Consider the following 26,337-nt stretch of genomic DNA (forward strand, 5'->3'; position numbering starts at 1 on the left):
CGGGTGTCATATTCGTCTAAGACTTCAATCAGCTTTTTGGGATCCACTGAGAGAGTCTTTGTTCCTCGCTCACATTCATCGATTTGGAGGTCCACCGGGACGTACGGTTCTAAGGGTCTTTTTCATTCACTTTTCCTTGTCCAAAAAAGCCACCAGAACCGTCCCCATGGCCACACCCAAGCTGAGCGGGGGTCTGACCCCGAATTAGGAGAATTCGTGATTATATGATACACTTTGATTACCATTTGAATTACTTGTTTTCATGTGCCCTGCTCATTCGTGAGTGGGGCTCCTTGTTTTTTTAAAAGAAGAAATAAAAAAAACAGACTCTATAAAGAGCCTGTTTTAATTTGTTCTTATTATTAAGCTTTACGTACGTTAGCTGCTTGAGCTCCACGTTGACCTTGCTCAACATCAAAAGTAACTGCTTGGCCTTCGTCTAAAGATTTGAAACCTTCGCCTTGGATAGCTGAGAAATGAACGAATACATCTTCTCCGCCTTCACGCTCGATGAATCCGAAACCTTTTTCTGCGTTAAACCATTTTACTTTACCTTGTTCCATTTTGTTTCCTCCTGCTGTGTGCTTTGCACACATATGTTACTATCCTTGCACTCAGTGATCATCAAGACGAAAAGTTAATCTTATACAATCCTTTACACCGAACAAAAATAATTCTACTAAAGCTTAACATTTATCAATAGTATTTGCAAGAAGACTTAGTTGTGATAGGGGATGGTTCTCCAAATGAACAGCCCCCTTTAATTATCTTTCTTCTACTCTGCCGTCTCCATGACGGGCAAATCTACCCGCTTCACGTTCATTGACACGGTCGTATCGCCCCCATGGCCAACCGCCAAATTGCGTTCTGCGATATTCATTAAAGGCATCGCGGATTTCCTGATCCGTCGTCATCACGAACGGACCGTATTGCGCAACAGGTTCCCCAATCGGCTCACCTTCAAGAACCAGAATATAAGCATCCTTGCTGCCGTTAGTGATTTCGATTTCCTGGTCCCCTGCAAGCTTGACACTGTGGGAAGCTTGTACTGCTGTCCCCTCAACATGGATGGTTTTCCCTTGATAAAAATACAAGTTTCTGTTCAATGTTTTAGACACAGACGGCAGGGTAACCCCTGCCTCAGGCTCAAGATGAATAAGATAGATGCCAACATGATGGTTTGGGTCATGAGCCCACGACGCAGCTGCCGGTTCTAAACTTGTTTTCCCTTCAAGCTTTCCGGTAATCAGCCTTACGGTCGTTTTCTTTCCGGCTGTATCTGTTAATTCAATGACAGGAATATCCTCAGCCCACAGCATCTTGTAATCCGGATTGTCTGTTTTATTCTTAGCCGCAAGATTCAGCCATATTTGAAAAAGTTCGAGTGGGTTATCGTGATCCTTATGGACCAGTGGAAACATTTCGGAATGGAGGCAGCCCTTTCCTGTTGTCAGCCATTGCACATCTCCATTCCCATATCGCCCATTGGCCCCCGTTGAATCAAAATGATCCACAAACCCTTCAAGAACGATCGTTACTGTTTCAAACCCTTTGTGGGGATGAGCTGGAAATCCCGGTACGGCTTTTCCATGATACATCCGAAAACCGTCCTTTGTAGTAAAATCCTCTCCCAAATTCCTGCCTTCCAATGAAGCGCTGGGGCCCAGCTCGTCATTCCCCTGTGGATAAGCGTCTTTATGATGCACAGTCATAAGAAAAGGATCTTCGGTTTGCCACTGAAAGCCTAGTTTTTGGATATTTAAGATTTTATTGTCTGCCATAAACTTGCTCCTTTCATATTTTTCAAAAAATGTTCTTATTTATCATCTCACACTGTTATTTGAATCACACCTATGACTAATTTTCCACCGTACAATCATTATGATTCTAACAAAGTAAAAGGGGCTAAAGCTATTTTGGGGATTAAGCAGGGAGATTCCAGTACTTTGGGCGTAATGAATCTTACATACTTTTTTCAAAAATTTTAGGAGGGATTGGATTTGTTGCAAATTTTCGTTTTTGTTTTAATTGCTGTTACGTTGGTCTTGTTAAGTATGTTTGTCGATGGGTTAATAGATTTATATATGTTAGAAAAGGAAGAGAAGAATCATATTAGTAGAGATGGATTGGACGGGTACTTGGACAAAACGTTTGGTTTCGGCAAGGTCAAGATCTACAAAACAGTACTTGATAGTGAAGGCAATTTACGGTATCTGGTATATTTGCCGAAATACGAGTGGTTCAAAGCACCACAATACCAATGGTATGAAGTATTTGCTACTCAAACAGGCTTTCAGCATTGCGAGTTTGAGAGATAATTTTTTTGAACACCTCGAAGTTTGAGGTGTTCTTTTGTTTTTAAGGGGATGAGCCGGTCAGCCAATAAGCAGCAATTCGTCCATCATGAGCCTTTCATGAGGACAGTTTCCATTACTTTTTCATCTAGTTTGTCCTCATAGGCCTGTCATGGAGACGCATTGTCCGACAGTTTAATAATGCAATCCCCCAGAACTGACTCGTCCCACGCCAACGACAAATGGTCACCGCTTGCCACTTCTCCAACACCCTCTGGAGTACCGGTGAAAATGATATCCCCTTCTCCCAAACCAAAGTGTACGGCTGAAAAGTCAATAATCGTTTGCAAATCAAATATCATATTAGAAATATTTCCAGACTGCACTTTCTTCCCGTTTTTTAAAAGAGAGAAGTTCCTATTCTTTAGCTCGTCAATCCCCGGAAAAGGAATGAACTTACTTACAACGGCCGAATTAGGAAAGCCCTTTGCAAGAAGCCATGGATAGCCCTTTTTCTTAAGCTCATTTTGAACTTCACGTAACGTAAAATCAATCCCAATTGCCATATTGGCTATTATTTCATCTAACTTTATACCCTTTTCATATGGTCTACCGATTCTTATTACCAGTTCGGTTTCAAAATGGATAGGTCCACGATTTCCAGGCAGGGAAATCTCCTGACCTGAAGCTTCCACAAAAGCATGAGTTGGCTTGGAAAATAAAAAAGGGGAAGTTGGAACCTTATTGCTTAATTCTGCCGCATGGGCAGCGTAATTTCTTCCAACACAAAAAATATTTCTAATCATGTCCAAGTTCTGATCACCTTTTTCATCATTTGTAATTATCCCTATTTTACAAATCATTCAGCTGATCAGCAACATCGAAGGCCACCGGGACGGTTCTCATGGCCTTTTTCATTCACTTTCCTTGTTTAAAAAAGCCACCAGAACCGTCCCCTTGGTCTTTCCTTGGTCTTTTTTTGTTCTTCAAAATATTCCCCCGAAACCTTTTATAAAGGCGAAATAATCAGCTTGGTATTGTTTCGAATCGATCCACCCATTGTATCGTTAATAAATTCGGTAGTGTGGACATTTCATGATGAATCTGAATATATTTTTTACACTTTACAGTCGCAACACACTCAATGAAAGAATGTGGATCTTCAATCAATACTTTATAACTACCTACATTCGGTAACGAATAATTCGGTAGTATACCATTCTTTTGACAATACTTAGTTTTATAAAAGCCTCCCAATAAATTCGGTAATTCCCTAAGCTTCCGTTCTGTTAAGTGCTTCCGAATCAAAGTCGAACTAATTTTTTGATTATTCCACTTTAGTTCCTCGACAACAGTTAGGCCTACTTGCTGTGTAGCCGCATAAACTGCCAGTGTTTTAACAGTACCACTTGCTTTTGCCCCATATGTGTAGTCGAAACCGCAAATAATTTCCTTAGCATTCAAACCTATAATATAATCATCTAAAAAATCGTTCGCTTCTACTTTAGCTAATTCCTTTGTAAATTCTACGATATAAAAAATATCCACTTCAAGCCTTTCTAACTTTTCAACTTTTTGTTCTAGTGGCTCTAGATATGAGATTTCTATCTCCGAAAATAGCACACTTTTTGGATGCGGGAAAAAAGAGAGAACCGCTAGTGATAAATTTTGTGCTTTTGCTTTTTCTTTTGCTGTTTGAATTACATTTTGATGCCCTAAATGCACACCATCAAAATAACCAAGCGCCATTGCTACATTAGGAGATGATTGTCCAATCTCTTGTAAGTTATTAGCATTCACATAGATTACCTTCATTGCGATTCTCTCCTTTTTCTTTTATCTTGCTACATTTTGTGCTACTTCATAAATTAAATCTTCTTGTCCACCAACAGATTATTAACGCTTACTTTTCCGAGTATACCGAAGTCAACTTCGAATTCATCGCCTGTTTCAAAGGTAACAGCTTTTGATAGTGCTCCTGATAAAACAAACATGCCTGGCTCGATAGAAATGCCATATGCACTCACTTCATTTGCTAACCAAACAACCGCATTGAGTGGGTTACCTAACACGGCCGAGCTCGTTGCTTCGTCTAAAAATTCTCCATTTTTCTTCACAATCATTGGAATATTTGTAATGTCTTCAATATCTTTAAGTAGTGTACGCTTTTCACCTAAAATCGCACCTGCTGAAGAACCATTGTCTGCCACTGTATCCTCAAATTTAATTTTCCAATTCGCGATACGGCTATCGATTACTTCTACTGCCGGTACAACATAAGCCGTTGCATCGATTACATCTTGCACCGTCACTTTTGGCCCTTTTAACTCATTATTGAAAACAAATGCGATTTCAAACTCTACCTTTGGTTGAATAAAGGACTCAGCAACTAAACCGTCTGCCTCGTCATATACCATCGTATCTAAAATAAAGCCGTAGTCTGGTGTATATACATTCAACATTTCTTGCATCGCTTTACTTGTTAAACCAATTTTTAGCCCTTTTACTGTCGCCCCTTTGTCAATCTTTTGACGAATTTGCACTAATTGCACTGCATAAGCATCAGCAACTGTAATATTTTCATAGGTTTCAGTTAATGGTGCAATTGGCTGTTTCGTACGTTCTGCTTCACGCAATGCTTCAGCCATTATTTGAATATTCATAGAAAATTCTCCTTTTATGACTTAACTGTTTCTACCTCAGTCAATTGACGATATTTACCACTGAAGAACAATAACGGATCTTTATCCTCAAGACGTAAATCTATTACTTTACCAATGAATAATGTATGGTCACCTTCTACATGTTCTGATACGACTTCACATGCGATTTGAGTGATAGCCCCTTTTAATACTGGTAGCTCAGCTAACGTTTCAAATTCTACTGCTTCACCAGGTTTCCCAGCGAAATGACGTGAATAATGCTCTTGATTTTCCGCTAAAATATTTACTGTATATTTTTTAGATTGTGAAACTTTCTCTAAAAATTTTGCTTTATGTCCAATAGAAATTAAGACAAGCTTCGGATCCATTGATACTGACATGAAACCGTTTGCTGTCATTCCATGTATTTCACCCTCGTTTTCAGTTAAAAGAACTGTCACGCCTGTAGCAAACTTTCCCATTGCATCTCTAAATAAACGATCATCCATCCTAATTCCTCCATTCTTCATCGAATGATTTAATCATAATTGAGTCTATTTAAAATTATCATGGTATTTTTTATTGAAAATTCAGATAAAAACAATAAAATTTACACGAATTCATATTTGAATTTTTTTTGAAAAATTTTTAGAAAAAATCAGATGTATCAATATTTCATAATGTCAAAAATTTCACTATTTGGAATTGGAATTTTGTTACTTCTTTTTTGTTCTTTGTCAAACACAAATTACTATCAATCTTTTTTTTCTTGTCAATCTCTTTTTTTTCAAATAGAATTCTTTTCATGGATGATTCGTACTCCGAATTTTCTGATTAGTCACTTTTAAAGAAAGTAAAAAAATGCGTTTCTTGCAAAACAAAAGGAGGTATGAAATGATTCTAATATTTTTTTGAAAACGCTAACACTTGTATTTGAGAAGACGTGAAATTACCTTAGGAATTTTCGGAAAAACCTAACAATTCAATTACGAAATGATGCGAATGGGAAAATACGGCAATATAGGGGGGATTACATGCGTTGGGTTGTATTAGGATTTCTATTCTTGCTATCTGTTTTAAACTATACGGATAAATCAGTTTTAGGATTAGCCGCAGAACCAATCATGTCTGAACTAAATTTATCTTACGATCAGTTTGGTTTAGTGGGAAGTAGCTTCTTCGCTGCATACGCTGTCGGAAGTATTATTTTAGGTACATTAACGTATCGCTTCAACTCAAAATATTTATTAATGATGATTGCTACTGGATGGACAATTTCATTAGCAAGCGCTTATTTTGTAGAAACGTTAACACACTTAATTTTACTACGTGTTGTCTTAGGTTTCTTCGAGGGCGGTACGCTCGGTTTGTGCCTAGTACACCTTGCACGATGGTTCACTAGTGCCCAACGTGGTGTCGCTACAGCTATTATGACTTCCGGTACAACAGTTGGAACGTATTTAGCTGCACCACTTTTAGTTATGGGTATTACAAACTTAGGTTGGCAACATACTTTTGCAATGTTAGGGGTAGCAAGCTTAGCATGGGCCCTCTTCTTCTTCTTTATGAGAGAAGAACCAAAGCAACCACTGGTCGAAGACGTAAAATCTTTAGCTTCTAACAAGGAAGTACCGTTCAAGCATCTTTTAAAAGTATTAATCAACCCGTATGTATTATCAATTTTAGTTGTAGGTTTCGTATCAATGTGGATTACAACTTGGGTTCTTACATGGGCACCAACGTACTTAACAAAAATCGTTGGTCTTAAGCCACAAAGTATGAGCTTAATATTCGCTGGAATGGGTATTACTGGTACAGTATTCGCAATTTGTGCAGGTAAATTTACAGACGTCCTATTCAAGAAAAATAAAAGCCTTATCAAATCTTATGACCGTGTATTGGTTACAGTATTACTTGTTGGTGCGGCCTCTTACGCAATGACAACAATTGTATCTTCACCCGTTTTAGCATGTATTTTCTTAGGGGCAGGCTTAGTAATGAACACAAGCTTATTACCATTAAATGCTGCGATTAAAACGTTGATCATTCCGAAAAACTTAGTAGGTAGTGTAACAGGTATTTCATTATCTATTGCAAGTATGGCTGGTATAATTGGTCCATGGATTACTGGTTACTTAATTTCACGTGCAGGTGATGACGTTCGCTCTGGCTTCAACTCAGGGGTGTTAGTTATCGTTAGTTTATATGTTGTAACTGCAATAGTGTTATTAGCTACGCGTAAATTAAAAATTACAGCAACTGAAAAAGAAGATGCAAGTCGTGCTGCTGGAGAAGAGCAAATGAACTTAGATGTTGTTGTAGAGCAATAAAATTCAACATGGGTTTATCCCATAAAAAAAATGTATCCGACTGTAGACAAACTCAAAAAGTGAGTTTGTCTACAGTCTTTTTTGTTTAATTTAAGGATCTCATCACGTTAAATTTCGTTAAATAGATATGGCTTTTTATCGTGCAAATTCCTCAAAGTTTAAGCTATCTGACAATATTAACGCCTGAATAACTAATAAAGTATACGCTGCTGTTGATGCGTTTTTTAGTGAAATTTGTAGCTGTTCCTCAATTTGCTTTATACGATATTGGATACCGCCGATTGATAACGTCAACTCATCCATCGTTTCTTTTAAGCGTTGGCTATTTAATAAATAGACGTAAAGCGTGTGCAACAATTCTTTTTTACGTGGATCATCGAAATTGTATAAGTCTTTTAACGTCTTTTTCGCCATTTCATGCAGCTGCTCAATACTCATGTTCCTTACGATATCGCCAAGCATTCCTAAATCTTCGTAATCTGTTAGTAGCTTTTGGTTTGGGAAACGCTGCGCCACACGTGCCTCTTGTAGAGAACGTTCGAAATCTTTAAAGTTGCTAAACGTTCCGCTAAACCCGATTGAATATTTATAATTGCTATTTTGCTTCTCCATCTTTTGAAAAATTTTCGTGATTTTCTTTTGCCAACCTTGCTTATCGTTATTTAGCGAGTTAAGGAGAGCAATTTCTCCCCTGAGTACTGCAAAAATACAAGGTAAATCCCACTCTTTTGCCAACTTAGATAGCTGTGTTAGCTGGTCATGAATGTCAATAATTTCGTGATTTTTCTTTTTCTTTTTCACACTAATAATACCTGTAGAAAACGGTGGCTGAAACTTAAATGGTAAAAATTTATAGTAAGATTCGATATCTTTAATATTTCGATTATGAATTAAGCGCTCTAATAGCGAGCTACGCATACGTTGTTGCTCTTCAAACTGCGCCTCCTCGTATAAAATACATAACGCCACGACCGTCGAAATACGCTCTAAAAATAAGTGGTCGTTTTCATCCATATGCTTTTCATCAAAGTAAAAAAACGAACAAGTGGCATAATTTTTTTTATTAATAAGAACAGGTGTCGTCAACTTCCAATATTTATCGCCTTTGTAATGCGAAACGTTGTGCTTATCGTCAAAATGCGATAATTTCGCCTTATCTTTTTTTATTACTAGTTGCTGTTCTTCCGTTAAACCATTTTGACTTAACGGAGTGCCGTGAATATCCTCAATCAAAATCGGGATGCTCAACAGTTCATACGCAGCCTGCACAATTTCATCCATCGAATGCTTATCTGTTACTTTTTGCGTGAGTTGACCATGAAATATCGAAATTTTTTCGAGCATTTGCTTATGATGCAAAAGTGCATCATATGTCATTTCAAGCTCGGATAAAATGTTGTCGTTTTGATAAAGGTGAATAAGATCCTCCTTCTCTTTGAGCCAATCGCGCTCCAAACGCACTTTAAACTCGCAGCATGGATCACCTTTTGCGACACACTTGTACTCAACGGCAATAATGGATTCGCCAAACTCATATGTCAATGCACCACTCGCAAAGCCACATAGCATATGACAAACACATTCATTTGCTAAACCGTAATTTTTAAGGTGTAATGCTGCTTCGAATGATTCTACCCATTGTCCCCACGTATCGATACATTCAATCGTGCCGTCCGGATGGCGCACAATTTCCCCCATGAAAATAACATCTTTTACGTGACCTAAGCGCGAATGTCTTTTACCGACAGGATTTCTCGAGTTTTTATTTTGGAGATTATTTTTTGCTGATTCCATCCCAAACTCTTTACCAAATCGGAATAAAAAGCCTTTCGTTTTATGGGAGCCAATGTTGTTAAATAAATTGTTTTTTAATGTGTGGAAGGCATTTGCCGACATTAAAATATTTTTCGTTTCGCTAGAATCAAATGCAATTTCACTCATTAAAATCACATCCCCTTTGATTGTCTATTCTCCATATTACAAAAACAAAATTAATTTTTCAATAAATTTTAAAGATTATTACTATTCATTCAATAAAAATCGCTATGATGTTTAAAATTTTTAACAGTTATACTAAAAACACCAAAATAACAGCCAATCAGTACAAGGGGGAAAAACAATGAGCATTTTTGAAGGATTTCATAATAGTTACGTATTAGCAAACGGTGTACGTACACATTATTCCTGGGCCGGAACAGAAGGACCAGCTGTAATTTTACTACATGGTGCAGGACCTGGAGCCTGCGGCGCAGCGGGTTGGCGTTTTATGTTACCTGTATTAGCAAAAGCGGGCTTCCGCGCATACGCAGTAGACCAACTATCAATGGGCTTCACAGATGCACGCCCTCACGCATGGCCAGTAAATGGTCATCAAAGCTTAGTGGATCATGTACATGATTTTATTGAAGCATTATGCCTAGATGAAGTATCACTTGTCGGCAACTCCCAAGGTGCTTACGTTGCAGCTAAATATGCAATTGACCACCCTGAAAAAGTAAATAAGGTTGTTTACATCGGCAGTAATACAATTTATCAAGCGATGCAAGAAGTACCCGCAAGAAAGCTACGTTCATTCTTAGAAGTGATTGGTTACGACTATACAGAAGAATCGTTACGTAAATTTATGTATCGCAATTCAAGTGAAGACACAGTCATTCCTGAAGAACTAATTCAACTACGACATCAAGCAGCAACTCGCCCAGGTGTAAAAGAATCAAATCAAGCGTTCGATGCTTACTTAGCAAGAATGAATGATGAACCAAAGCTTTGGGATCGTTACTGCATTAAAGATGCATTACCAAAATTAAAAATCCCCGGCTTATTCATTTGGGGTAACCAAGATGCTGTTGCACCAGTTGAGACAGGTTATAAGCTTGAGAAATTATTACCGAACATTAAATTCGAATATATCGAAAACTGCGGTCACCAAGCACAAACTGACCAACCAGAAATCGTGAACAAACTTGTCATCGATTTTTTAGCAGTACAAAAAGATCAAGCAGTTACAGCACAATAAACGATTTTGAAAGGAAGGATCAAATGGTAACAGTAGTGGAAAAAAAAGCGACTTATGAAGAAATTATGCAAAAAGCAAAGCGTATCGGTGAAGCTGCAGAGTTAGAAGCAATCGAAGCAGATCTAAACTCGACCATCTCTCCACGCATCGCGGATATTATCCGCGAGGAGGGAATTCATCGTTTAATTTTACCGAAAGAGTTTGGCTATCCACAACTTGATTGGCGTACGTTCGTTGATATGGTAAGTACAGTTGGGTACCACAACTTATCTGCCTCGTGGTTAACATACTTCTTCTCAGTGCACAACTCTTGGGTATGCTACTATCCAAGGCACATTCGCGATGAAGTCATTAACCAAGGCGGCTTAGTAGCTGACGTATTTGCACCAATCGGCAAAGTAGAACCAGTTCAAGACGGCTATATCGTTTCAGGTAAGTACAATTTTGTAAGCGGCATCAATTACTGTGATTGGGTTGGCGTTGGCGCAATTATGAAATTCGAAGACAGCGACAAGCCTGAGCGTGTAGGTGTTTTATTAAAAGTTTCTGACCTAGAAGTTGTGAAAACTTGGGATTCGCTTGGTCTTCGTGGATCAGGTAGTAATACATTAATCGTCGATAACGTTTTCGTTAAGCCTGATGCAATTTTACGCTTTAGCAAAATGATCGAAAAGAGCCAACCACCGTATGAAGAGTTCGATCAAGACTACTTATACTACAACACACCATTCTACCCTGGCTTCTATGTAGGGTTCGCAGCGATGGCTGTTGGTGGTGCAGAGCGTGTACTTGACGAATTTGAAAAGCACACAGCAGGTCGCGTACGCTTTTCTGGAATAAACGAAAAAGATTCTCCTACGAGCCAACGCGTGCTTTCGGAGTTAAAGCTTGAAATGCTTTCTGCTAAAAGTTTATTAAATGAATACATCGCAATGATGGAAACAGATAAAGGCGGCCCATACGAAGGGGCAAAATATAAAGCAATCCGTGCAATGATTATCGATAAGTGTACACAAATCGGCGTAAAATCACTACTTACTTTAGGTGGACACGCATTATTAAAAGGTCACCCAGTAGAGCTATTCACTCGTGACTTAATGGCAATCGCAACACACATTACATCTTTATATGAAGACGGCATTTTAGGTTACGGTAGACATTTATTCGGCGTTAATACAAACATTCAAGGGTAATAGTAGTAATCGAAAATGAAATTTATAAAGAGTGGATTCGTATTTCACATGTCCTCTTATATAATAAACAACTAACTATGAGGTGAATAAAAATGGAAAAATTTCTTTACGCACCGGAAATTGCAAAATTAGGACACGTGGCTTTAGTGTCAGCAGATCTTGAAAAATCTTTATGGTTCTTCCGCGACACGATCGGCTTAGAAGAAACAGAAGTTGTAGATGGCGTACACTACTTACGAGCTTGGGGCGACTTCGAACACCATACATTATCCATTACAGCTGGTGAAACTTCCTACATCGATCACATCGGCTGGCGTACAAAACGTCGCGAGGACATAGCAACTTTCGCAAAATTAGTAGAAGATGCTGGTACAGAAGTACGTTGGATAGAAGCGGGCGAAGAAGTAGCGCAAGGTGAAGCAATCCGCTTCGAATTACCAAGTGGTCACCGCTTCGAACTTTATTACGATATGGAAAAAACACCTGCTGATGAATCTCGTAAATCAGTACTTAAAAACCAAACGTATAAATCCTGGGCGAAAGGTGTATCTCCGCGCCGTATCGACCATGTAAACTTACAAACTTCTCACGACAACGCTGAGATCGTAAAATATTTACAAGAAGCATTAGGCTTCAAGCTACGCGAATATTTCGTAAATCCAGACGATGTACAAGTAGCAAGCTGGTTATCCGTAACAAACTTAGTACATGACGTAGCAATCATGTCTACATCACGTTCAAAAGAGCCAAACGAAATGCACCATATCGCTTACTGGTTAGACAACGCACAAGACTTACTACGTGCTGCTGACATTTTATGCGAAGCAGATGTACAATTCGTTGGTCCTGGTAAACATGGTATTTCTCAAGCAATGTACATTTACGTAAAAGACCCAGGAAGCGGCTTACGTCTTGAAATCTTTACAAACGGCTACTTAATCTTCGAGCCAGACTGGGAGCCAGTGAAATGGACGTATGAAGAATATTTGAAAAATGGTTCCGCATACTGGGGTGATCGTCGCCGCGATGACGTAGATCGTGAAGCACAAGTAAAAGAATTAGCGAAATCATAATAACGAAACCACCAGTATTCCTGACGATGAACGCTGGTGGTTTCTTAAGTACTAAATGTAGATAGAAATATTAGTATAGGAAGGGGTGTTACTGTTGAAGGCAATGGTAAAGGTGTTCGTTTTATCTTTAATTGGCGGTTATATTTTTAGCCTGCTGCACATCCCTATTCCATGGATGCTCGGCCCAATTGTTGTCGTCATGTTAGCCCAATTTGTTTATAAAGGACCGCTCAAATGGTCCGGCCAAATGCGTGATATAGGTGTCGTCATGGTCGGTACCGTAATAGGTGTACAATTTAACATCGATTTATTCGGCATGATGGGCTCAATTTTATTTTATATGATAACGCTAAACGTTATTTTAATCGGTGGCTCAATCGGCATCGCCTACTTAACGAGTAAATGGGCAAAAATCCCGGTGAAAGCTGCTGTACTAGGTGCTATCCCAGGCGGTTTAGGTCAAATCGTCGTATTTGCTGAAGAAGAAAAAGTTGAAGAAATTGGCGTTATTTCTTACTTTCAAGTAATTCGGCTGTTACTAGTCGTTGTATTCGTACCGTTTATCGTCGCTGGACATGTAATAAGTAAGCAGCCAACTGACGCGAAGCTAACGATTAGTTTAGTATTATTAATTGCACTTGCATGGGTATGCTCATATTTAATGAAACGCATCCATTTGCCTGTCGCATTTTTCATCACACCAATTATTTTGTTAATTACATTGCAACTCACAACACCAATCGCAATGCCACAAGTACCTGGCATCATCATGGGCGTCGCACAGCTACTAATCGGCGCCCATATTGGCTTAATGCTCAAGCCACATATGATTAAGCTTCCAGTACGTGTACTTGTAGGTGGCATTTTCAGCGCATTCGCACTGATCGCCCTAACATTCGGCTCAGGCTTCCTAATGTCGTTTGCATTGGACACAACATTCGCTACAAGTTTTCTAAGCACAGCCCCAGGTGGCTTAGATCAAATGGTATTATTAGCTGACGCAGTTAAAGCAGAAGTCTCGCTAGTATCGATGTTTCAAACGTTCAGGCTACTGTTCATCTTTATTTTAATTATGCCTTTGATGAAATTGTTTTACCGTTGGCGAGAAAAAAAAGAGATTGTCTACAATCAAGAAAGCAGTGTAGTAAAGTATTAATATATAAAAGCGTATTTCGGATAATTTTTATCAAGAATCTATAACTATGGCGAAAACGCTCTGATGATTGAATTTATTTCAGTGGGGCGTTTTTTTGATTGATATTAATAAGGGTGAAAGTTAACCATATATAATAGAAGGAATTCGGTGTTTTCTGTATCAAATGAAGAGACTTAGAATAATTCACGACTTTTGACGGGTTTCTTCCTTAATATATGGAGTAAATCTTTAAACTCCTCTTCTGTTAACCACATGATCTTTTCAGAATCTTCATCAGCTGATTTCAAATCCTGAATATCCGGCATTGGGTTTTGCTCCTTTTCTGGAAGGCTTTCAAAAATAGCTCTTGCATTGGGCTGCAAAGAGGAAAGAAGATTCTCCGTCATGACCTTTACCTCATATTCCTGCCTTAACTGTTCAAGCAATGAGAGCTGTTTATCGGTTAGAGGTAATCCAATCTCGGCATGGCTCCGAATGTTCTCGGGAATGCTATCGATGTCTTGGTATGCTGTAAAGTCAATATACTGCTTTGATGCTACCTTATACAGGATTTCATCTCGCTCTAAATCTATTTTGTGAAACCCGTTTAAAATGTCACTTACAACGTCTGCTGGTAAGTTGGTATGATTTTCAAAACAAGTTTTTCCAAGGCCGTATGTTTCTTGCAGCTTTTTATTAAGTACAATGTACTGATACCTTAAAGGAGCCCCTCAAATACATCGGTAATCTCGATTTCCGAGAAAGGTCCTTCACGTTAACTTGTGAGGGGCTTTTTGAATGTAAAATGTGTTAAATAGAAATAAGATTTTTAATGGCGGAAGCCATGACACCAAGGTTCATAGAGCCAATTCTACCTTGTCCAAATCAAATAGTAGTTAGGCTTTATGGTAAAATTAGACTGGCAACAAAGAGAGGGAAACCTTTGAAGAATTCGACGGGTATAAATAAGTATCTTTATAGAGTGATTTATACCTACGAAAGGATTCCTCTTTTCCGGAACAAGAAACCTGTCCCTCTGCCACATATAAGAATAGACATATTGGAGTGATCGTAGTGAAAAAAGCCAAACTCTGTTTTATCGGTGCAGGAGTTCATGCATCAGCAAACATTTACCCTTCTGCAATTGAAGCGGGCGCAACTATACAAGCAATTTCTACACGTAATATGGAGCGTTCCAATGCCGCCCTTCAACGTTTCGGGAGCAGTGGCACCCCTTACGATGATTATAAAAAGATGATCAATAATGAAGAATGTGATGGCATTGTTGTCGTTGCCCAACCCGAAGACCATCCTTCTCTCGTCCTGGATTGTATCAAGGCTGGAAAAAATGTCTTTGTGGATAAGCCTCTTGGGATGAGTGCTGAGGAAGCGGCAGAAATCGCCGATGCTGCAGAAGAAGCGGGTGTAACAGTAATGGTTGGATTTATGAAGCGCTACGCTCCTTGTTATTCAAAATTAAAAGAGTTAATTTCTGGCGGTAAACTAGGTCCTGTTCGATCGTTCCAAGGAAAATTCGCAGTGGACAGCACGTCGTTTTGCAAAAGTGAGGAACAATTTATGAAGTTAGTAGCCATCCATTTTGTTGATCTTGTACGCTACTTATTTGGAGAAGTTGTCCAAGTAACAGGCTTTAAAAATAGTGACAATGAGTCTATTTCTCATAGTATTTCGTTAAAGTTTGAAAATGGCGTTGTCGGCAGCCTTTATTTGGCAGGGATGACAGCCTGGTCACGTGAAAGTGAAAATATGCTTGTCACGTTTGATCACGGATTTGCCATTGCCGATGAAGTAAATTCGCTTACCATCCATGAATCACAAACATTTGCTGATCTACCATGGAAATCTCTTAATGAGTCCGACACTGTATATACATCTTCAGCCACACCTATGTCAGGAACCCTTAGAGATCTTTATTTACGAGGGTTCGTTGGGGAAATGTCTCATTTTATAGACTGTTGCACAAGTGGGGAAATACCAACGTCAAATGGACGTGACAATGTAAATACAATGGCACTTTGCGGCCAAATACTGTCTAATTTGTTGTAGAAACCCTTCGTGAGAAAGTCCTGTATGATGGCATCACCCGGAATTTTTAGGGAAGTTCCCGCTCTCTTATTGTAAAATTTAAATTACAAAATGACTCGAGATAAACTCAAGTCATTTTTTTGTTCATCGAAAAATACGGAATAATTGTAGTTTAGAACGCTCATCTACCAAAAGCTTTCATACTCAATTTTTCAACATTTACAACATGTAAACATACTTAAGAAAAATTTATGAACATCCCTGTGATCTGTAAGGAAAAGTGAAAAATAGAGGACAGGTGTCCTTTTGGCATACTAATTCTGAAGATATAATTTGATTCAAGATTTAAAGTTAAAATGGACTGCTTTGTAACGGGCAGTCCATTTTCTATATTTCATAAATTAAAAGCCACTGGGACGGTTCTCATGGCCTTTTTCATTCACTTTCCTTGTTCAAAAAAGCCACCAGAACCGTCCCTATGGTCCCTTGGTCCCACCTATGGTCCATTTGTCACATAAATATTTTCTACTTTTTCTTGCCTTCGTTGGTAAACTTTGATTATATTATTATGGGAATATTTTTCCTACATGGAATTTTTGCACTTTTGTTTATTTGGTATATATTCTGCATAGGGTGGTAACAGCTATGGTTTTTGACGGCATTATCGTGTCGTTTATAGTAGGGTTTCTTCGAAAAGGCAACTTGAGGGCACTTGCACAGCTCAAGCTAAAGTGGGGATGGATCTTCCCTCTACTACTGGTCGTTCAGTTAGCCGTTTTTATGCTGCAAAACGATAGCAAATTTCTTGGTCAGATAAGCGGATCTATCTACATTGTTGTGTATGTACTCGGTTTACTATTTTTATATATTAACCGCCATAACCCGGGATTTATTCTCATATTATTGGGGGTATTTCTGAATTTTTTAGTAATGGTGCTGAACGGAGGAAGAATGCCGGTATCAATGGACGCTGCCAAGATATTGGATCCAGCGTATGTCGAAATCCTCAAAGAAAGCCTATATGCTAAGCATACGATGCTAACAGCTTCAACACATCTTGGATTTTTGGGCGATGTCATTCCCATCTCAGACCCATATCCACGTACACAAATCATAAGTATCGGCGATATTGTGATGAATATCGGAATCTTCTTTTTTATTCAATATTTGATGGTTCGGCATCCAGCTGCAAAAATAGGTGACACCACATCCATCTCCTTTAAAGGAGGTGAGAAACAATGAAAAAAGAACAAAAACAAGGCCTTAAATTAACAAACATTCTTTTCAATGCTATCATTATTGGTTCTGTTATTATTGCGTTAACTTCAGGTTATAAACTAGTTTAAGAGTGGAAGGAGAAGTAGATTTTGTTTACTTCTCCTAAATTGATTTATGAGAGTGATGATTATGCAAATTTTAAAGACACCTGAAAAAACTTATCTTTTCTTGGTTTCATCCTTAGGCTTTTTGTCTTTTTCCTTCTTAATGTCAATCCCACAGTACTCTCAAAGGGATTGGATTATCATTTTTGCTGTTGCCATCTCCATTTTATTGCTTAATTACTACACTGTTCTGATTCCTCCAAAGGGTAATTCCCTTTCAATGGATTCATCAATTTATTTAGCCAGTCTTTTTCTGTATGGATTACACTTTACTTTACTTGTTTTAGTCATCCATACCATCATTTTTGCTGCATTTCAGCGAAAAATTGCCTGGTGGAAACATGTATTTAATTTCTCTGTTTATTCTCTAATGATTATATGCGCTTATTATGCTTTTATCTTTACAAGTGGTAGTATTGGAGCAATCCAAATCGATAACACACTACCCTATCTCATTTGTTTTTTTACCTATTTTACATTGAATCTACTACTTGTTGGTTTATATTTCATTTTGGCAGCAACCGAAAACATCATAAACTATTTCAAGGAGATTATTAAAGAGACGATTGCTACTTACGTTAGTACACTTGTGCTTTCATTAGTACTGGTCATTTTAATGAAAAATGAAGAATTATTTGGGCTGTTTCTTTTCACTTGTATCTCCTTTTTATTGTCTTTAGCCTTTAAACAGCATTTTAACTTATTTAAAGAGGTTGCTGAGAAAGCAAACAAGGATTTCCTTACGGGTTTAAATAACCACAGTTATTTTAAGGAAATATTAGAAAAAAAAGTGACGGCCGCAAAGGAAAGCGATCAGCCATTAAGTCTTGTCATTCTTGATATCGATGATTTTAAAAAGTTTAATGATCTATACGGCCATATCGAAGGGGATCATCTGCTCCAGGTATTTTGTGCACTGTTGAAAACCGAGTGTGACGCAGCAAATTATTTTGTTGCCCGCTATGGCGGCGAAGAATTTTCCATCATCATGCCAAATACAAATCGTCATACGGCTTACTCGTTCATGAATGAATTACGGAAGAAGGTAAATGACACCTACTATAAAGGGGTTGAACGTCTTCCCTATGGCTGTTTATCCTTTTCATCCGGTATTGCCCAATGCGAAAAGGAAACCTACAGCATTTCTGAACTGCTTAGCAAAGCCGATCAAGCCATGTATGCTGCAAAAAACCAAGGAAAAAATCTTGTTCAAATCTATAACGGACATACTGAATATTCCTTCCACCCCTCTCATTCACTTGAAAATGCATTGGAGGAATTGGAATTTCAATTGAAAATCTTCCTTTCGAAGGATGTATATACGTATCGCCATAGTAAACGCGTATACCAATATGCGGTTGATTTTTCACGGATCCTTAACTTAAGTGATCATGAACGCAAAACGCTTACCCTTGGCGCCATCATCCATGACATTGGAAAAATCGAAATCCCTCGGGACATTTTAAATAAAAAAGGAAAGCTCGATCCTCATGAATGGGAAATAATGAAAATGCACGTTACCTGGGGTAAGGATATCGTTTCTACTAATAAAAAACTAGAAGACTTAATTCCATTAGTCGAACTCCACCATGAACGATTTGATGGTAAAGGATATCCTTATGGTTTAGCAGGAAAATCAATCCCAAAACTAGCACGAATTCTCTGCATCATTGACTCCTTTGATGCGATGACAACAGAGCGGCCATATCAAAAGACAAAAACCTTTCAAGAGGCAATCCTTGAATTGCGAAACTGTTCTGGAAAACAATTCGATCCCCAATTTATTGAACCGTTTATTGCCATGGTCACAAAGCTTAATAGCACAGTCTGAAAAAACCACAGGAAAACCACAGGGACGGTTCTAATGGCGTTTTCATTTCCAAAAATGCCGGCAGAACCGTCCCCTTGGTCCTTCCCTTGGTCCTTCTTTTCACTCGTAATTACCAAAACGCCTCTCGACAAACTTCGCACCTAAAAAATCACTTCCCCCCTCTTTAACAACAAAAGCAGCATATCCAATCAAATGTTTGATTAACAAGAAATTTACTAATTAATCGTTTGATTAAATGTGACCAAAACCCTTATGTTAAACGAACTCAGGCCAGTTTATCAGGAAAATTTCTGTCGATGATAGGTCTCAATCTTCGATAACTATCTTCAATATTAACTTATAAAAACTATTAATCTACAAAAACTGGCACGGTTTGATACTAAACAAACGATTGATTAAAAATAGCTTCACTTCGCCCCAACCCTGAGCTTCACCCTCTCTGAGTTGGGGTTGGGGCCTGACCCCACTGGCCTGATGTTAACCTGTAATAACTTTCTCTTTTGGATAATGATAATTGTCTTCCTTATTGTTTTCTCCTCCGATGATAAGAAAGACAGAAGTTAAACCAATTCTTCCAATAAACATTAACATCATAAGAATGCACTTCGCAAAAATACTGAGTTCTGGGGTAATCCCCATGGATAAGCCTACTGTACCGAAGGCAGAGCAAACTTCAAAAAAAATAGCAATAAGCTGCTGCTGTTTATCAGTAATACTTATAACGATAACCGATACTAAGCACATGACAATAGCTAATAGTGTAATGGCTAGTGATTTCATAATGTCATATTGATGAAGTTCACGATTAAAGACTTTGATATCACGCTTTCCTTTCGCAAAGTTATAAATAAATAACAGATTTAAGGCAAGCGTAGTCGTCCTGATTCCACCGCCCATTGAATTGGGAGAACCACCTATAAACATTAAGACACCCATAACCAATAGCGTAGGCATTGAAAATTGTGTAATATCCATTGTAGTAAATCCAGTGCTTCTTGTTGTCGCTGCTTGGAAAAAAGCATAAAAAAACGATTTATGCCATGACACACCTTTAAAATAATGCTGAAATTCAAGTAGCAAAATAAGGATTGTCCCAATAATGAGAAGTATTCCATATGTAATGGTCGTTAACTTTGTAAATAATGAAAAACGGAAAGGGAATTTAAGTCCCATCTTTTTATTGGAAAAATACTCCTTCACTTCGATTAATACAGGAAACCCAATTGCTCCAATGATAATTTGTATAATCGTTATCAGTTGCACAAAATAATCACTCGCATAAGGAACATAAGAATCTCCGGTTATATCCATACCCGCGTTTGTCGTCGCACAAACGGATGCAAACAGGCCTTGAAGAAACGCTTCCTTCCAAGTAGGATAATAATTCAAAAAATAAAATCCTAAAATGAGTGCTCCGATAAGTTCAATAAAGAGAATCATCTTCAGAATATCTCGAACTAATCGAACGAGTCCCGATAATGCAAATTGATTATTGTCAATCATTATTAGACGCCGTTCTCGTAATCCAATTTTCCGGCCCAAAAGTAGCCAAAAAAAGGTACTCATGGCCATAATACCAATGCCCCCGAATTGCAACACGAGCATAATAATAAAATACCCAAATACGCTAAAAGTTTCTGATATATTAAATACGGCCATACCTGTGTCACTCACTACACTGACAGCCATGAAAACTCTATCAAAAAAAGCCACTTTCACCCCAAGTTTATAAACTGCGGGAAGGCTAAATAATAGAATTGATACGGTGATCGCTAGTAAATAATAGCCAGTTATAATTTGGGCAGGCGATCGTTTTTCCAACCAGTCTCGTACTTTCCCCACATTGCACCCCTTCAATTTTTTTCGTATCCACTAAAAGTCCTTTTACTACTAGCTACTTTTGTTAAAAGCTAGCTAGCTTGCTTTCAACTCTATTCATTATGTATAAAGCTTTTAAGTTTATTCATGTACCAAACTCTGTTCTATTTCTGTTTCCTAACTTGGAAAACAATACAATATTGAATTTATTTCTCGTTCTTAGATAATAATATACCATGTTAAAAGGCTGACATGATAAATGAAATTTTTTTTAAAAAAGTCAACGTTGTAGATATACAACAAACTAAGAAAAGCGTGTTTACTACAGCAGTAGGAAACGCTATGGAATGGTTTGATTTCCAACAGTTGCTTTCGAGTCTGAGTATAAAGAGGTTCTTGAAAATCCAAAAGATTCATTATGGTGGCAAACAGAACAAAGGGAGAAATAGATCGAGTTAACAAGCACCCATTTAGCTTCACCGCATTAAACTTTAGCTGAGCGGTGGTCTGCCCCCAATAGCCTGGTTCATTAATAAGCAGCAAAACCGAACCGCTTTTCACTCGTTATTACCAAACCGCATCTCGACAAACTTCGTGCCTCAAAAATCACTTAACCCGCTCTATATCAACAAAAGCAGCAAAACCAATCAAACGTTTGATTAACAAGAAATTCACTAATTAATCGTTTGATTAATTGCAGCCAAAACCCTTATGTTAAACGAACTCAGGCCAGTTTGTCGGAAAAATTTTTGTCGATGATAGGTCTCAATTTTCGAAAACTATCTTCAAAATTAACTAATAAAAACTCTTAATCTACAAAAACTGACACGGTTTGATACTAAACAAACGATTGATTAAAACTACCCCAACCACAGACAAATAGAGGGTTTCTCTTATAAAATGCGTCGAAAAATGTCATCCCGATCACGACGACATTTATTCTAACTCATAACCTCAAATTTGATAAACCGGCCCCTTGGTCACTCCACCTGAAGTGAATGAACTGTCCTTGGTTCTGAATCCCTCTATGTAAACAATTGACGTTTGTCATTTCCATTCCACAATCAGATAAACTTCGACCTTTATTCCCTATTTCCCCTATCAAACAAACGTTTAATTAAAACATCAGAAATCCTTGATATATAGGCCCTTTCCCGTCCCAATCTGTGAAAAAATTGCCTAAGGGTGCAATAATGATAGGAAGCTGATGATTTGAACCACTGTTATCACCAATCGACGTCCTTTCGACGAAACTCCATATATGATATATTATTCAAACATTTGTTTGAAACTGCAGCAAAGTATTTATTTATATGAAATTCCTCTGCAAATCTAAAAAGAAGATTGTCGAGAATTGCCGGGGAAATTTGCAGATCAAAACCTACTAATTTTCAATATTTGACTAGTTTCACGAGAACTTATATCCTTCTATTTCCACCGATTCCTAGCAATAGTATTTTTGAAATAATTTCCACTCACCTATTTCTTTTCCCCTACTTTTCTTCTATACTAGAATTTCAAGTTATTAAGATTACCAAGGGGGAAAAGATGAAAAAATCATATGCAGCTTTCATTTGTTTTATTTTAATAACCGCACTTCCCATTTCAGCATTAGCACATCCAGGTAACACTGATGCAAACGGAGGGCATTACTGTTGGACTGATTGTGAACGTTGGGGATTGAAGTATGGTGAATATCACTATAATAATGGTGATAAATCAAATGGAAATACTACTACAGTGAAGACCGGATGGCAGAGCATTGGCGGTAAATGGTATTATTATTCATCTGGTAAAGTACATAAAGGTTGGTTAGCCGACGGTAATGCTTGGTACTATTTGGATAATAATGGAGTCATGCAAACCGGTTGGAAATTTATTGGCGGACAATGGTACTATCTTGATGCTACTGGCGTAATGAAAACAGGTTGGCTGTATGATCAAGGTTGGTATTATTTAAATAAAAGCGGGGAAATGGCCAAAGGTTGGGTAAAAGATGGAGGAAGTTGGTATTATTTAAGTTCAAGCGGCTTAATGAAAACAGGGTGGCTGAAAGATGGGGGTACCTGGTATTACTTAACTAGCAATGGGTCGATGAAAACCGGCTGGGTAATGGATGGCGGTCATTGGTATTATCTTGATAAATCCGGTGCTATGAAAACGGGATGGCTATGGAATAACGCATGGTACTACTTAGACTTTGGCGGCCAAATGAAAACAGGGTGGCTCCAACTTGGAGAGGATCACTATTATTTGAATCAAAACGGTACCATGGCTCAAGATACGGTTGTAGATGGGTTAATAATTGGGTCAGACGGTAAAGCAAATAAAATAAATAGCAATCTATTTAATAGTATTAAGTCCGTAGCAAATAACTATGGTTTTACAGTTGATTATGATAAAGAAATCGATACATTCGTAATATCTAACAATGATGGAATCATAGCTTTAGCGTATAGCGGGTATATCGGCGGATATAGTCAGTACATCGATTTTATCGCTACTGCTGCAACAAAAATGGGTGCTCCTGAACCGGTAAATAACATATTAAATTTCTTTGATAAAGTATCTAATCCTGAAAACCCGCGTTATTACCAGCACAACAATTTCGGGATAAACTATGATCGGGAATCTAGTTGGGTAAATATGTTGTGGAATAACTAATGGATGAATGAAAAGAGTCTTCTCATTTGAGAGGGCTCTTTTGCTTGCAAAACGCACCAAAGCCAGATCAGCATCTATCCTTTGAAAAACAAGTAGAGCAAATGCTTATTTAAAAAAACAACAATCTTTACGAAAACACCTTTTCCATAAAATCCGAAACTTTCCCCCATGTTCCCCTTAGATGTACATAATCCGCGCTTCACCACTTTTAGGGGGATTGACCAACTTCAGGCTTTCACCGTTCAACACATCCCATTCAAAGTATTCCCCTTCAATATGATAAAGGAGCGGTTTCATTGGCTTGTCTGCATCCATTTCATTTATCCAGCCATCATAATACTCAAAAAACTTCTCCTTCAAGATCCCATAAAAGTAGGCAATCGGCTTCCGCACGACATTTGTGAATTTTGGCTTTCTAATTAATTGCCGAAAGGAATCGATGGCAATACCAACAATAACATCAGTTTCTTCATGGAGTTTATAGTCAAAGGCTAAAATATGGACCATACACCAGTATTCTTCGATCAATTTTGCATCATCGAAGAAACATTTAACAAATTGAACAAAATCCTGTGGTACACGGTTGCTAACAAATGTGTGATCTAATTCAGACGGTTCTTCTTTACGTTTTTTTATCTTTTGATCTTCTTCAGTTTTTAAAAGATCAATAGTTTCTTTAGGGTGGTCCAAAGTTTCCTGTTTGGGTGGTTCACTTACAGGAAAACGATTAAAAACATACAGATTGCTGGACTGCGAACCATTCTTCCGTTCCGTTTCATGGACAGTGAAAATCCCTAAATCTTTCGCTTTAATAATCATCCGTTTAAACGTAGAACGTGAAATACCGTTATCGTGGTATTCCTTATGAATCGCTTTTACCATCGTGCCAATTTTAGCATTACACACTCCAGGGATTTTCGCAGCAAAACGAACCAGCCGCTTTAACCCGACCAGCTCCCCTTTTGAAAAATCAATCTTGTGTTCTAGCAGCCACTTTTCTATATGGTGATTAAACTCTTGTAAATTTTCAAATTGCGAAAACTGTTCAAATCCCTCAATCTTGCCTGATTTCAAATTCATCATTTTGCGCCACCCATTCACCACAAAGTTTCCGTTTCCGGCACCTCTACGATATCGGGATTTGCAAAGAGAATCGAACTCCTCAAATTCACTTTTGATAGCAATTTCTAATGCAAAAACCTTATTTTTGCCTCCAAAAGTGAATTTTGAAGCCGATTTTTGCATTTTTGGATCGTTTTGCTATCATTTTCAACACAGGTGCCTTTCTTCTGCTTCCCTCCGTGTAAACAATTGACGTTTGTCATTTCCATTCCACAATCAGACACACCTCGACCACTGCCAACTATTTTCCCTATCAAACAAACGTTTAATTAAAATCGCTGTAATCCCTGATATCTAAGCCTTTCCCCATCCAATCTATAAAAAAATTGCCGAAGGGTGGCGGTGACTAGGCACCGGAACTTTTTTAGTCCTTCTTCACTAATGGATAAATTATTTTCCAGTTGAAGATAACTGCACATTCGTCCCAAGGACGAACGACCACCTGACTGAGCTTTTAGAACACATTAAGCAAGAAAAGCTTCTGGCGTTAATTGTCTTTTTCGCTTCATAAACCCAGTTTCCGTGCTAACTCTTCCAAAGAAGAAGTGGAACAATGTTCTTGAATATCTTTCAATAATTCGTAAAAAAAGGGATCTTGTAAAATCTGGTTCATATAAAAATCCTTCCATTGATTTCTCAATGGAAGGATACTATTAAAAATACTAAATTAAACCAGCAATTTATCTAAACTTGATGGCTATGTGGACTGACCCCGAAATTCGTTATAGTGAATCATTTTAAAAAACTCTACTTCTATTCCTGTTTTCATAATAATCTGGATTACAACCAAGCTTTTTTAATATAGGTAGAGTTATATTATTTAGCTCATTAATAATGTCAGGTGCCAGTTTATATGTAGCACCCCTTAAATTTAATATTAGTTGCTCTTTATTTCTAGCACCAACAATTGATGTTGTAATCCCCTTATTTGATATTACCCAAGCTAATGATAAAACTGCCATCTCTACTCCAAGGTCTTCTGAAATTGCTTTCATTTTATTTAATGCCTCATTTACCTCATTTTCCGCACCGTTTTCACTATGTCTAGAATTATTACTTCTACTATGGTGAAAATGACGTGATGTAGCACGTGTTGGATTGACTTGATTTATAGAGTTAATTTTTCCTGTTAATAGCCCCTGCTGTAACGGCATATACCCAATAACTCCAATATTATTGGTCAAACAAAACGGAAGGATCTCTTCTTCAATTGCTCTTGAAAATAAATTATATGGTAATTCGTTTGAAACGATATCTATACCCAAATTGGTAATATCTGATAATTGAGAAATTCCATGATTACTAACACCAATGTAACGGATTTTCCCGTCTTTTTTTAGCTTGTCTAATGTATTGAATACTTCCTCAATATGCGGTGGATTATAAATTTTTTTATGATTTTCTGTAAAATGTCTAATTGATACTTCGTTTATTGGCCAGTGCAACATATATATATCAATATAATCTGTTTGTAAGCGACTCAGACTGTCATTACAACTATTTATAAGATCTTTTGAATAAGCGTTTGAGGGGCTTACTTTTGTTCCAATTATCGCTTGATCTCTTCTACCTTTTAAAGCCATTCCTAAAGATGATTCGCTTTTCCCATCATTATACATCTCAGCTGTATCAAAATAATTAACACCCTGATCCAAGGCTAGATGAACAACCTCATTTACATCTTTTTGACTTTGTTCTCCCCAGTAATTTCCACCACCATATTGCCAACAACCCATGCCGATAACACTTATATCCAAATTTGATTTCCCTAACCTTCTCTTTTCCATATAT

The 26,337-nt window shown here is 37.8% G+C and carries 20 protein-coding genes and 1 pseudogene; 10 read left to right on the top strand and 11 right to left on the bottom strand.

Features of this window, described 5'->3' with window-relative positions; genetic code table 11:
- Window positions 1–362: 362 nt before the first annotated feature.
- Both ACIQXV_RS16535 and ACIQXV_RS16540 read right to left on the bottom strand, forming a co-directional pair.
- Complete coding sequence (locus tag ACIQXV_RS16535; RefSeq protein WP_027322891.1) at window positions 363–563, bottom strand: cold-shock protein; 201 nt, start codon at window positions 561–563, stop codon at window positions 363–365.
- A 201-nt stretch (window positions 564–764) separates the two neighbouring features.
- Window positions 765–1,781 (bottom strand): pirin family protein, encoded by a 1,017-nt coding sequence (locus ACIQXV_RS16540; RefSeq protein ID WP_402960315.1) that lies wholly within the window; start codon window positions 1,779–1,781, stop codon window positions 765–767.
- A 219-nt stretch (window positions 1,782–2,000) separates the two neighbouring features.
- On the opposite strand from ACIQXV_RS16540, the gene ACIQXV_RS16545 reads away from it, so the two are divergent.
- A complete protein-coding gene (locus ACIQXV_RS16545; RefSeq protein WP_402960316.1) occupies window positions 2,001–2,318 on the top strand; it encodes a hypothetical protein in 318 nt (105 codons plus the stop codon).
- Window positions 2,319–2,464: 146 nt separating this feature from the next.
- Here ACIQXV_RS16545 and ACIQXV_RS16550 read toward each other — a convergent pair whose 3' ends face one another.
- From ACIQXV_RS16550 to ACIQXV_RS16565, 4 genes are all read right to left on the bottom strand, one after another.
- The gene (locus ACIQXV_RS16550; protein ID WP_402960317.1) at window positions 2,465–3,106 is read right to left on the bottom strand and encodes a fumarylacetoacetate hydrolase family protein; all 642 of its coding nucleotides are present in this window, start codon (window positions 3,104–3,106) and stop codon (window positions 2,465–2,467) included.
- Window positions 3,107–3,320: 214 nt separating this feature from the next.
- Window positions 3,321–4,109: an adenylyltransferase/cytidyltransferase family protein gene (locus tag ACIQXV_RS16555; RefSeq protein WP_402960318.1), complete on the bottom strand. Its 789-nt coding sequence runs from the start codon at window positions 4,107–4,109 to the stop codon at window positions 3,321–3,323.
- Between the two features lie 53 nt (window positions 4,110–4,162).
- Window positions 4,163–4,957: a 2-keto-4-pentenoate hydratase gene (locus tag ACIQXV_RS16560; protein WP_402960319.1), complete on the bottom strand. Its 795-nt coding sequence runs from the start codon at window positions 4,955–4,957 to the stop codon at window positions 4,163–4,165.
- A 14-nt stretch (window positions 4,958–4,971) separates the two neighbouring features.
- The gene (locus tag ACIQXV_RS16565; RefSeq protein WP_402960320.1) at window positions 4,972–5,445 is read right to left on the bottom strand and encodes a flavin reductase family protein; all 474 of its coding nucleotides are present in this window, start codon (window positions 5,443–5,445) and stop codon (window positions 4,972–4,974) included.
- A gap of 525 nt (window positions 5,446–5,970) precedes the next feature.
- On the opposite strand from ACIQXV_RS16565, the gene ACIQXV_RS16570 reads away from it, so the two are divergent.
- Window positions 5,971–7,266, top strand: coding sequence for an MFS transporter (locus ACIQXV_RS16570; RefSeq protein WP_402960321.1), 1,296 nt, complete (start codon window positions 5,971–5,973; stop codon window positions 7,264–7,266).
- Window positions 7,267–7,401: 135 nt separating this feature from the next.
- On the opposite strand, the gene ACIQXV_RS16575 is transcribed toward ACIQXV_RS16570, so the two are convergent.
- Window positions 7,402–9,207 carry a V4R domain-containing protein gene (locus ACIQXV_RS16575; protein WP_402960322.1) on the bottom strand — a complete coding sequence of 602 codons (1,806 nt, stop codon included), beginning with the start codon at window positions 9,205–9,207 and terminating at the stop codon, window positions 7,402–7,404.
- Window positions 9,208–9,385: 178 nt separating this feature from the next.
- On the opposite strand from ACIQXV_RS16575, the gene ACIQXV_RS16580 reads away from it, so the two are divergent.
- The 4 genes from ACIQXV_RS16580 to ACIQXV_RS16595 all read left to right on the top strand — a co-directional run bounded on the left by ACIQXV_RS16580 (window position 9,386) and on the right by ACIQXV_RS16595 (window position 13,704).
- Window positions 9,386–10,282, top strand: a complete 897-nt coding sequence (locus ACIQXV_RS16580) for an alpha/beta fold hydrolase (RefSeq protein WP_402960323.1) — start codon at window positions 9,386–9,388, stop codon at window positions 10,280–10,282.
- Window positions 10,283–10,305: 23 nt separating this feature from the next.
- Window positions 10,306–11,475 carry an acyl-CoA dehydrogenase family protein gene (locus ACIQXV_RS16585; protein WP_402960324.1) on the top strand — a complete coding sequence of 390 codons (1,170 nt, stop codon included), beginning with the start codon at window positions 10,306–10,308 and terminating at the stop codon, window positions 11,473–11,475.
- A gap of 92 nt (window positions 11,476–11,567) precedes the next feature.
- Complete coding sequence (locus ACIQXV_RS16590; protein WP_402960325.1) at window positions 11,568–12,548, top strand: VOC family protein; 981 nt, start codon at window positions 11,568–11,570, stop codon at window positions 12,546–12,548.
- A gap of 103 nt (window positions 12,549–12,651) precedes the next feature.
- Entirely contained in the window at window positions 12,652–13,704 is a 1,053-nt protein-coding gene (locus tag ACIQXV_RS16595) for an AbrB family transcriptional regulator (protein WP_402960457.1), read from the top strand.
- 185 nt (window positions 13,705–13,889) lie between these two features.
- Here the strand turns inward: ACIQXV_RS16595 and ACIQXV_RS16600 are convergent.
- A pseudogene (locus ACIQXV_RS16600) lies at window positions 13,890–14,021 on the bottom strand (tyrosine-type recombinase/integrase); the annotation flags it as partial.
- 736 nt (window positions 14,022–14,757) lie between these two features.
- Here ACIQXV_RS16600 and ACIQXV_RS16605 point away from each other — a divergent pair.
- The 3 genes from ACIQXV_RS16605 (at window position 14,758) to ACIQXV_RS16615 (ending at window position 18,942) form a co-directional block, all read left to right on the top strand.
- The gene (locus ACIQXV_RS16605; protein WP_402960326.1) at window positions 14,758–15,750 is read left to right on the top strand and encodes a Gfo/Idh/MocA family protein; all 993 of its coding nucleotides are present in this window, start codon (window positions 14,758–14,760) and stop codon (window positions 15,748–15,750) included.
- A 624-nt stretch (window positions 15,751–16,374) separates the two neighbouring features.
- Complete coding sequence (locus ACIQXV_RS16610; protein ID WP_402960327.1) at window positions 16,375–16,971, top strand: DUF5317 domain-containing protein; 597 nt, start codon at window positions 16,375–16,377, stop codon at window positions 16,969–16,971.
- 165 nt (window positions 16,972–17,136) lie between these two features.
- Window positions 17,137–18,942 (top strand): diguanylate cyclase, encoded by a 1,806-nt coding sequence (locus tag ACIQXV_RS16615; protein ID WP_402960328.1) that lies wholly within the window; start codon window positions 17,137–17,139, stop codon window positions 18,940–18,942.
- 477 nt (window positions 18,943–19,419) lie between these two features.
- Here the strand turns inward: ACIQXV_RS16615 and ACIQXV_RS16620 are convergent, their stop codons facing one another.
- Window positions 19,420–20,784, bottom strand: coding sequence for a TrkH family potassium uptake protein (locus ACIQXV_RS16620; RefSeq protein WP_402960329.1), 1,365 nt, complete (start codon window positions 20,782–20,784; stop codon window positions 19,420–19,422).
- Window positions 20,785–22,308: 1,524 nt separating this feature from the next.
- Here ACIQXV_RS16620 and ACIQXV_RS16625 point away from each other — a divergent pair.
- Window positions 22,309–23,424 (top strand): YHYH domain-containing protein, encoded by a 1,116-nt coding sequence (locus ACIQXV_RS16625; protein ID WP_402960330.1) that lies wholly within the window; start codon window positions 22,309–22,311, stop codon window positions 23,422–23,424.
- 177 nt (window positions 23,425–23,601) lie between these two features.
- Here the strand turns inward: ACIQXV_RS16625 and ACIQXV_RS16630 are convergent, their stop codons facing one another.
- Window positions 23,602–24,507, bottom strand: a complete 906-nt coding sequence (locus ACIQXV_RS16630; RefSeq protein ID WP_402960331.1) for a hypothetical protein — start codon at window positions 24,505–24,507, stop codon at window positions 23,602–23,604.
- A gap of 776 nt (window positions 24,508–25,283) precedes the next feature.
- Complete coding sequence (locus tag ACIQXV_RS16635) at window positions 25,284–26,333, bottom strand: aldo/keto reductase (protein WP_402960332.1); 1,050 nt, start codon at window positions 26,331–26,333, stop codon at window positions 25,284–25,286.
- Window positions 26,334–26,337: the final 4 nt, after the last annotated feature.

Source organism: Neobacillus sp. NPDC097160 (genome assembly GCF_044762155.1).
GTDB lineage: Bacteria > Bacillota > Bacilli > Bacillales > Cytobacillaceae > Neobacillus.

What these genes read in the sequence shown, in the direction of transcription:
- ACIQXV_RS16540 (WP_402960315.1), bottom strand. Translation starts at nt 1,781, where the DNA reads ATGGCAGACAATAAAATCTTAAATATCCAAAAACTAGGCTTTCAGTGG.
- ACIQXV_RS16560 (WP_402960319.1), bottom strand. Translation starts at nt 4,957, where the DNA reads ATGAATATTCAAATAATGGCTGAAGCATTGCGTGAAGCAGAACGTACG.
- ACIQXV_RS16590 (WP_402960325.1), top strand. Translation starts at nt 11,568, where the DNA reads ATGGAAAAATTTCTTTACGCACCGGAAATTGCAAAATTAGGACACGTG.
- ACIQXV_RS16610 (WP_402960327.1), top strand. Translation starts at nt 16,375, where the DNA reads ATGGTTTTTGACGGCATTATCGTGTCGTTTATAGTAGGGTTTCTTCGA.
- ACIQXV_RS16630 (WP_402960331.1), bottom strand. Translation starts at nt 24,507, where the DNA reads ATGATGAATTTGAAATCAGGCAAGATTGAGGGATTTGAACAGTTTTCG.
- ACIQXV_RS16635 (WP_402960332.1), bottom strand. Translation starts at nt 26,333, where the DNA reads ATGGAAAAGAGAAGGTTAGGGAAATCAAATTTGGATATAAGTGTTATC.
- ACIQXV_RS16580 (WP_402960323.1), top strand. Translation starts at nt 9,386, where the DNA reads ATGAGCATTTTTGAAGGATTTCATAATAGTTACGTATTAGCAAACGGT.
- ACIQXV_RS16535 (WP_027322891.1), bottom strand. Translation starts at nt 563, where the DNA reads ATGGAACAAGGTAAAGTAAAATGGTTTAACGCAGAAAAAGGTTTCGGA.
- ACIQXV_RS16555 (WP_402960318.1), bottom strand. Translation starts at nt 4,109, where the DNA reads ATGAAGGTAATCTATGTGAATGCTAATAACTTACAAGAGATTGGACAA.
- ACIQXV_RS16595 (WP_402960457.1), top strand. Translation starts at nt 12,652, where the DNA reads ATGGTAAAGGTGTTCGTTTTATCTTTAATTGGCGGTTATATTTTTAGC.
- ACIQXV_RS16565 (WP_402960320.1), bottom strand. Translation starts at nt 5,445, where the DNA reads ATGGATGATCGTTTATTTAGAGATGCAATGGGAAAGTTTGCTACAGGC.
- ACIQXV_RS16570 (WP_402960321.1), top strand. Translation starts at nt 5,971, where the DNA reads ATGCGTTGGGTTGTATTAGGATTTCTATTCTTGCTATCTGTTTTAAAC.
- ACIQXV_RS16585 (WP_402960324.1), top strand. Translation starts at nt 10,306, where the DNA reads ATGGTAACAGTAGTGGAAAAAAAAGCGACTTATGAAGAAATTATGCAA.
- ACIQXV_RS16625 (WP_402960330.1), top strand. Translation starts at nt 22,309, where the DNA reads ATGAAAAAATCATATGCAGCTTTCATTTGTTTTATTTTAATAACCGCA.
- ACIQXV_RS16615 (WP_402960328.1), top strand. Translation starts at nt 17,137, where the DNA reads ATGCAAATTTTAAAGACACCTGAAAAAACTTATCTTTTCTTGGTTTCA.
- ACIQXV_RS16575 (WP_402960322.1), bottom strand. Translation starts at nt 9,207, where the DNA reads ATGAGTGAAATTGCATTTGATTCTAGCGAAACGAAAAATATTTTAATG.